The following is an 8270-nucleotide window of genomic DNA, read 5'->3' on the forward strand; positions in this document are numbered from 1 at the left end:
GATTTCTTCAGCTGCCTCAGGTTCGGATATGGGGACGGATGGGGCTGCCTTCAACGACAACAGCAGGTACGGTGCGGGGAGCGTCGCGGTGCGCACGTCGTGTCGCGCGCGGTCAGGTATTTTCTCGAGCCGACCGGCTTCGGCCGTGAGTTTTCTGGCAAGATACGCCCCCAAAACGAGGAGGAGACGTATGAACGGTTCGCCGGGCAAGTCCCGATGGAAGACCTGGACCCTGCGCGGGGCCGGGGCGCTGCTGGCGCTCGTGCTGCTGGCCTTGCTGGCCGCCTGGCTGTTCCTGCGCGCCAGCCTGGCCCAGCTCGACGGCGAGCGCCGCGTGGCCGGCCTGGCCGGCGACGTCACGGTCGAGCGGGATGCCGGCGGGGTGCCGCTGATCAGCGGCGCCAGCCGGCTCGACGTCGCCTATGCGACCGGCTTCGTGCATGGCCAGGAGCGCTTCTTCCAGATGGACTTGCTGCGCCGCACGGCGGCCGGAGAGCTGGCCGAGCTGTTCGGCCCGGCGGCGCTGCCCACCGACCGCACGCACCGTCTGCACCGCTTCCGCGCCCGCGCGCTGGACACGCTGGCGCGCCTGCCGGCGCCGGAACGTGCGCTGCTGGAACGCTATGCGCAAGGCGTCAACGAAGGCCTCGACGCGCTCGGCGCGCGGCCCTTCGAATACGCGCTGACCGGCGTGGCGCCGCGGCCGTGGACGGCGCCCGATTCGCTGCTGGTGGTGTGGGCCATGTACATCGACCTGCAAGGCGCCCAGCAGGCGCGCGAACTGGCGCGTGGCTGGCTGCGCACGCACAGCGACGCGGCGCAGCTGGCTTTCCTGCTGCCCGAGGCGAGCGCGTACGATGTGACCCTTGACGTGACCCTCGATGCGACCCGCGGCGCCTCACCGGGCCAGGGCGCGGCAAGGGTGGCGAGCCCCTTGCCGCCGCGGGCGCCGGCCTGGTGGGGCAAGGCGCCGCAGGCATCGGGCGCGCCGGTCAGGCTGGCCGGCCTGGAAGTCACCGATTCGGTCGGCAGCAACAACTATGCGCTGGCCGGCAGCCGGAGCAGCACCGGCGCGGCCATCGTGGCCGACGACATGCACCTGGGCCTGCGGCTGCCGAACATCTGGTACCGCCTCGCGCTGCGCTTTCCCGATCCAGGCGCGCCCGGCGGCCAGCGCCGCCTGGCCGGCGTCAGCCTGCCCGGGGCGCCGCCGTCCGTCATCGTCGGCAGCAACGGCCAGGTGGCCTGGGCCTTCACCAACAGCTATGCCGATTCGCTCGACCTGGTCGAACTGCGGGTCGACCCGGCCCGTCCGAACCAGGTGGGTCTGCCGGGCGGCTGGGAGACGCCGCGCGCGCATGTCGAGACGATCGCCGTGAAAGGCGCCGCGACCGAGCGCATGGTCGTGCGCGAGACCTCGCTCGGCCCGATCCGCGAGGTGGCGGGACGCAGCTATGCGCTGCACTGGATCGCCCACGATCCGGCCGCGCTCAACATGAATCACCTGAAGCTCGAGAGGGTGGCCAGCGTCGAGGATGCGCTGACCGCCGCCGCCATCAACGGCATCCCGGCCCAGAACTTCGTCGCCGGCGACGTGCAGGGAAACATCGGCTGGACCATCGCCGGCCTGCTGCCGCGCCGCGCCGCCGAGGGTCAGGCAGCAGCAGCGGGCGGCCTTGCAGCCGGCGTTGGGGCTGGATTCCCGCTCGCCGCCGGCAGCACGGCCCAGACCTGGAGCGAAGCGCTGCCGTACGCCGACTACCCGCGCATCGTCAATCCCGCCGATGGCCAGATCACGACCGCCAACAGCCGCCAGCTGCTTGGGGCGGGCTCCTCGCTGCTGGGCGACGGCGGCTACGACCTGGGCCAGCGCAACCGCCAGCTGCACGAGGGTTTGCAGGCCATGGGCGGCCAGGTCGACGTGCGCCGCGCCTTCGACGCGGCCCTGGACGACCGCGCGATCCTGGTCGGCCAGTGGCGCCAGCGCGCCCTGGCCGCGCTCGATGCGCACGCGCTCGCCGGCCAGCCGCAGCGCGCCGAGTTCCGGCGCCTGCTGGAGACCAGCTGGAGCGGGCGCGCCAGCGTGGAGTCGGTCGGCTATCGCCTGGCGCGCGACTTCATGTGGGCCGTGCACGACCTGCTGTACGGCGGCGTCAATGCTGCGCTCAAGGAGATCGATCCCAAGGCCAGCGCGGCCGCGGCCAGCGCGCGCTGGCCGGCGGTGGCGGCGCGCCTGCTGGACGAACGGCCGCAGGGCTGGCTGCCGGCCGGCCATGCCTCATGGCGCGACCTGGAGCTGGCCGCGGTGGACCGCGCCATCGCGGCCCTGCTTGACGCCGGCACGCCGCTGGCCGAAGCCACCTGGGGCCAGCGCAACACCGCCGACATCGCGCATCCGATCAGCATGGCCGTGCCCGCGCTGCGCCGCTGGCTCGCCGCGCCGGGCCAGCCGCTGGCGGGCGACGCCCACATGCCGCGCGTGGCCGGACCGAAGTTCGGCCAGTCGGAACGGCTGACCGTGTCGCCGGGACGCGAAGAGGAGGGCTTGTACAATATGCCGGGCGGGCAGAGCGGGCATCCCTTGTCGCCGTTCTTCCTGCTCGACCACGCGGCCTGGGTCGAGGGCAAGCCGGCGCCGCTGCTGCCGGGGGCGGTGAAGCATACGCTGCGGTTCGTGCCGTGAGCGCAAGGCCGAATTCCCGCTTTTGTAAACCCTGGCACGTCGTTCCTGCCCTCGCCGGGCGCCTTGGCGGGAACCTCAGGTTGCATGCAGCCAGGCTGCGTTCGATCCAAGTCACAGCGGTACGAACTTAGGTTCCCGCCTGCGCGGGAACGACGGTTCTGAGGCTGCTGGCCGGCGATACGGCGCGTCGCCACCACTACTTCGCCGGCAAGGCCTGCTGCGCATGCCGCAGCATCTCGGTGATCTTCTCGGCGCTGGACGGATGACCCAGGTAGTAGCCCTGCACCATGTCGCAGCCATACTCCTCGAGCAGCATGAGCTGCTCGCCGGTCTCGACGCCCTCGGCCACCACCACCATCTTGAGGCCGTGGGCCATGGCGATGATGGCGCGCGTGATGGCGGCGTTCTCCGAGTCCTGCGGCAGGCCGGCGATGAAGCTGCGGTCGATCTTGAGGGCCCGCACGTCGAAGCGCTTCAGGTAATTCATCGATGAATAGCCGGTGCCGAAGTCGTCGATCGACAGGTGCACGCCGATGCCGCGCAGCTGCTCGAGCGTGACCAGCGTGGCGCGCGCATCGTCCATCAAGGTGCCTTCGGTCAGCTCCAGTTCCAGCAGGCGCGGTTCGAGCCCGGTCTCGGTCAGGGCCGACAGCACGATCTGCGACAGGTTCTCGTCCTTGAACTGCTTGGCCGACAGGTTGACCGCGATGCGCAACAGGCGCCGCGTCAGGCGCTGCCAGGCGCGCGCCTGGCGACAGGCGGTGCGCAGCACCCATTCGCCGATCGGGACGATCAGGCCGGTCTCCTCGGCCAGCGGGATGAATTCGGTCGGCGGCACCAGTCCGCGTTCGGGATGGCGCCAGCGCACCAGGGCCTCGACCCCCACGATCTCGGAAGTGCGCACGTCGCGCTGCGGCTGGTAGACCAGGTACAGCTCGTCGTTCTGCAGCGCGCGGCGCAAGCCCACCTCGAGCTTCACGTGGCTCATGATCTGCATCGTCAGCGAAGAGCTGTACAGCTTGGCGTTGTTCTTGCCGCAGTTCTTGGCGTGGTACATCGCCGTGTCGGCGAATTTGAGCAGCGAGCCGCAATCGTCGCCATCCTCGGGAAACAGCGAGATGCCGATGCTGGCGGTGACGAAGATCTCGTTGCCCTCGATGAGAAAGGGCCGCCGCATCGCTTCCTTGACGCGGGTGGCGACGTTCAGCGCATGCTCGACCCGCTCCAGGTCGGGAATCAGGATGGTGAATTCGTCGCCGCCCAGGCGCGCGAGGTTGGCGGCGTCGCCGGCTCCCCGCTGCGCGCCGTGCTGGGCACCGTGTTCGATGCCTTCGCCGCGCGAGACCAGGTCGCTGGGACGGGTGGTCTCGCGCAGTCGGTCCGAGACCATCTTGAGCAGCTGGTCGCCGGCGTTGTGGCCCAGCGTGTCGTTGATGCGCTTGAAGGCGTCGAGGTCCATGAACAGCACCGCGAACTTCTTGTTGCCGATCTTGGCGCGCTGCAGCTCGCGCTCGAGCGTCTCGAGAAAGGCCTGGCGGTTGGGAATGCCGGTCAGCCCGTCGCAGTAGGCCAGGCGCCGGATCTGCTCCTCGGCGCGCTTGCGTTCGCTGATGTCGCGCACCAGGCCCAGCACCTCGGATGGGCTGGTGGCCACCAGGCGCGCCTCGAAGTGCAGCACCTCGCCGCAGTCGATCAGTTCGTACTCGACCGAGCGCACCTGCTGGGTGGCGAGCACGGTCTTCATCTGCTCCAGCATGCGCGCCGCGATCTCGGGCGGCAGGGTGTCGGACAGGTGCTTGCCGATGAAGCGCGCGCTCATCGGAGGAGCGCTGGCCGGGTGTCCCGGACACGACTGGCCGGGCCGCTCCTGGCCGGGCCGTTCCTGGCCGGGTTCGTAGTCGAGATAGAAGCCGTCCGCGTTCAGGCGAAAGAAGGTGTCGGGGATGGCTTCGAGCACGGCGCGGTTCTGGGCGTCGGCGATGCGCAGGCGCGCGATGGCGTCGCTGGCGCGCAGCACGTACAGCACGCGGTGGCCGAGGATCGGCCAGTTGATCGGCTTGGAGACGAAGTCGGTGGCGCCGACCTCGTAGGCCTGGGTCACGGCCTCGACGTCGTCGCTGCCGGTGACCATGACGATCGGGACGCAGGCGCCATCCTTCTCGGCGGCGCGGATCGTGCGGCAAGCCGTGAAGCCGTCCATGCGCGGCATGTCGACGTCCATCAGGATCAGGTCGGGATGGCGCGCGCGCGCCAGTCCGACCGCTTCCAGGCCGTCGCCGGCCTCGATGCCGTCCATCCCGACCTGGGCCAGCATCTCGAGCATCAATAGGCGCATGACGGGATCGTCGTCGGCGACGAGCACGGTCCCGCGCTGGGTGGAGGCAAATGCAGGCATCTCAGGATTCCTTTTCAAGCAGGGCGTGGAGCGACTGGCGCACCGATTGGAATTCGCGCTCCATGTCGGCCAGCAGGGGCGCGGCGCCGTCGACGGCGCCGCTGCGGCCGAGTTGTTCGAGGTCGCGGCAGGCCGCGGCCAGGCGCGCCGCACCGATGTTGGCGCTGGCCGACTTGAGGCCGTGGGCGATGCGGCGCAGGGCTTCGGCGTCGCGCGTGGTTACTGCCTGGCGCAGCGCCTGCAGGTGGCGCGGGGTGTCGCCCACGTAGGCGTTGATCACCTTCTGCACCAGAACGTCACCGGCGTCGCGGCTCAGCGCGCGGATGTTGTCGAGGGCGGCGCGGTCGACCGGGTTGTCCCGCGGCGGCGGCTGCGGCGATGGAGGCAGTGATGGAGGCAATGCGGGCGACGGCTGGTAGGCCAGGGCCGGCGCGGCGTCGTCGTCGTGGTGGCGCTCGGCCAGCACCGGCAGCGCCACCCAGCGCCCGATCACGGCCGCCAGCTGCTGCTGGGTGAAGGGCTTGGACAGGTAGTCGTCCATGCCGGCCGCGAGGCAGGCTTCGCGGTCGCCCTGCAGCGCGTTGGCGGTGATCGCGATCACCGGCAAGGTGCGCGCGCGGCCCGCCTCGCGCTCGTGGCGCCGGATTTCCCCGGTCGCCGCGAAGCCGTCCATCACCGGCATCTGGCAATCCATCAGCACCGCGTCCCAGCCGCCTTCGTGCACCGCATGCAGCGCTTCCTGGCCGTTGGTGGCGCAGTGGGTTTCCAGGCCCAGACTCTCCAGCATGGCCCTGGCCACTTCGACGTTGACGGGATTGTCCTCGGCCAGCAGCACGCGCCGCGCGCGCCGTACCGGCTGCTGGGGCGCCATCGGGGCCGGCCTGGCGGTCCCGAACGCCGCCGTCGCGGCATGCGCCCCAGCCGGCGCGGCGGCGGCAGCCGGATGATGCAGCCGCGCCGCGCGCGCCGTCAGGCAGGCGTACAAGTCGGCCGCGCGCGCCGGCTTGACCAGCTGGTAGGCCACGCCGGCCTCGCGCCGCTGGACCGGATCGGCGGCCAGCCGCTCGGGACTGAGCAGCACGAAATGGGTATTGATCGGGGTCGAACGCGCCATCCCCTCGGCACGCACCGAGGCCGCCAGCGCCAGGCCGCTGGTCTGGGTCAGCTCCATGTCGAGCACCGCCGCATCATACGGGCGGCCGGCGCGCGCCGTGCTCACCAGGTGCTCGAAGGCGGCCGCCGCGCTGCCCACGCCCTCGCACGTCGCGCGCCAGGTTTCCAGCTGCTGCACCAGCTCGTTGCGGCTGGCGTCCTGTTCGTCCACCACCAGCACCCGCAGCCCCTCCAGCGTGTGCTGGCGGTGGCCGGGGGCGTCGGGATCGACGCGGCGCTTGTCGAAGCCGAGCGTGAACCAGAAGATCGAGCCCTGCCTGGGCGCGTTCTCGACGCCGATCGTGCCCTTCATGAGTTCGACCAGCTGCTTCGAGATGGCCAGGCCCAGGCCGGTGCCGCCATACTTGCGGGTGGTGGAATCGTCGGCCTGCGAGAAGGCGTTGAAGATGCGCGCGCGCGCGTCGCGCGAGATGCCGATGCCGGTGTCGTGCACCTCGAAGCGCAGCGTCACCCGCTGCGCGTCTTCGCCGGCCACCCGCACCCGCGCCATGATGCGCCCCTCGTTGGTGAACTTGATCGCATTGCCGAGCAGGTTGGCCATGATCTGGCGCAGCCGGTTCGGGTCGCCGCAAATCGCCACCGGAATGTCGTTGGCGATGTCGAAGTCGCAGCCCAGGCCCTTTGCAGCGGCCTGCGGGGTGTAGACGTTGTGGATGTCGTCCAGCAGGTCCCACAGGTTGAAGTTGATGTATTCGATGGTCAGCTTGCCGGCCTCGATCTTGGAGAAGTCGAGGATGTCGTTGATGATCACCAGGAGGTGCTCGCCCGAGCGCTTGACCAGCTGCGTGTAGCTGCGCTGGGCGTCGGTCAGCTCGGTGGCCAGCAGCATCTCGGTCATGCCCAGCACCCCGTTCATCGGGGTGCGGATCTCGTGGCTCATGGTGGCCAGAAAACCGCTCTTGGCGCGGCTGGCCGCTTCGGCCGCGTTCTTGGCCTTTTCCAGCTGCTCGGTGCGCACGCCGACCTGGCGTTCCAGTTCGTCGCGATGGTGCAGCAGGGCCGCCCCGCGGTCCTCGATCTGGGCCAGCATGGTGTTGAAGCTGTCGATCAGCACGCCCAGTTCGTCGTTGCGCTTGTGTTGCACGCGCAGGCCGTAGTTCTGGCTGGCCGAGACCTTCTGCGCGGCCTGGATCAACTTGGCGATCGGCTCGGCGATGCTGCGCTTGAGCGGCCGCGCCAGTCCCAGCGAGACCAGCAGCGCGGCCCCCATCGCCAGCCCGATCACGACCAGGCTGGCCAGGATGTCGAGCCACATCGGCAGCAGGTCGGCCTCGATCATGATCGCGCCGACCGCCAGCTCGCCGTGGCGCACCTCCTGCACCACGCGCATGTGGCGCGACAGCAGGGAGCGGCCGGCGCGGTTGGCATCGATCAGCGTCTCGGGCCCGAGGTCGTCCAGCACGGGCAGTGCGGCGCCCAGGCGCGACGGCGCACGGTACTCGGCCAGCGCACGGCCGAAACGGTCGTACAGCACCGCCGCCGAGATGTGCTGCTGCGCTTCCAGCGCCGCCAGGGTGGCGCCGGCCTGGCGCCGGTCGACCAGCAGCAGGTCGCCGGCCGTGGCGGCGCCGATCACGCGCGCGAAGGCGGCCAGTTGCAGGCTCTCGGCCTGGCGGTGATTGATGATGGAGGTGACGGCGAAGGCGCAGAACACGAACAGCAGCGCAGTCGCCGTCGAGAGCAGCGAGAGGATGTTCAACTTCCGGTTCAGGCTCGAGCGCTCGAAATTCTGCATCGTGATTCCCGCAAACGGCACAGCGCAGCGGATCCGGCAACGGTGCAGATCCTCCTAGCGGGCAAGAGCCCGCAGGAAAAAAATATACGGCCTAGGTGAGAGGCCAGTTTTGCGAATCCGCAAATGTGGCAAACGGAACAATTCCATCGCGCAATTACCATCGACGGGAACAAAAGAAAGGGCGCCGCAGTGAACTGACCCCCAAAAGTTGGACACAACTTTTGGGGGTTTTTCATGACCAAGTACGATGAGCAGTTCAAGCTCGCAGTCGTGCAAGAATATTT

General features: G+C 69.7%; 4 protein-coding genes. 1 reads left to right on the forward strand and 3 read right to left on the reverse strand.

What is annotated here, in order from left to right; all coding sequences use genetic code 11:
- The first annotated feature begins 190 nt into the window (after positions 1-190).
- Positions 191-2683 carry a penicillin acylase family protein gene (locus tag ACZ9AQ_RS22570; RefSeq protein WP_429206884.1) on the forward strand — a complete coding sequence of 831 codons (2493 nt, stop codon included), beginning with the start codon at positions 191-193 and terminating at the stop codon, positions 2681-2683.
- Between the two features lie 196 nt (positions 2684-2879).
- Here ACZ9AQ_RS22570 and ACZ9AQ_RS22575 read toward each other — a convergent pair whose 3' ends face one another.
- The 3 genes from ACZ9AQ_RS22575 to ACZ9AQ_RS22585 all read right to left on the reverse strand — a co-directional run.
- Positions 2880-5078, reverse strand: a complete 2199-nt coding sequence (locus tag ACZ9AQ_RS22575; protein ID WP_429206883.1) for a putative bifunctional diguanylate cyclase/phosphodiesterase — start codon at positions 5076-5078, stop codon at positions 2880-2882.
- 1 nt (position 5079) lies between these two features.
- Positions 5080-7986, reverse strand: coding sequence for a hybrid sensor histidine kinase/response regulator (locus ACZ9AQ_RS22580; protein WP_429206882.1), 2907 nt, complete (start codon positions 7984-7986; stop codon positions 5080-5082).
- A 54-nt stretch (positions 7987-8040) separates the two neighbouring features.
- The coding region (locus ACZ9AQ_RS22585) for a hypothetical protein (RefSeq protein ID WP_429206881.1) at positions 8041-8270 on the reverse strand (230 nt) is incomplete at its 5' end.

This window comes from Massilia sp. UYP34 (assembly GCF_056279385.1).

What these genes read in the sequence shown, in the direction of transcription:
- ACZ9AQ_RS22570 (WP_429206884.1), top strand. Translation starts at nt 191, where the DNA reads ATGAACGGTTCGCCGGGCAAGTCCCGATGGAAGACCTGGACCCTGCGC.
- ACZ9AQ_RS22575 (WP_429206883.1), bottom strand. Translation starts at nt 5,078, where the DNA reads ATGCCTGCATTTGCCTCCACCCAGCGCGGGACCGTGCTCGTCGCCGAC.
- ACZ9AQ_RS22580 (WP_429206882.1), bottom strand. Translation starts at nt 7,986, where the DNA reads ATGCAGAATTTCGAGCGCTCGAGCCTGAACCGGAAGTTGAACATCCTC.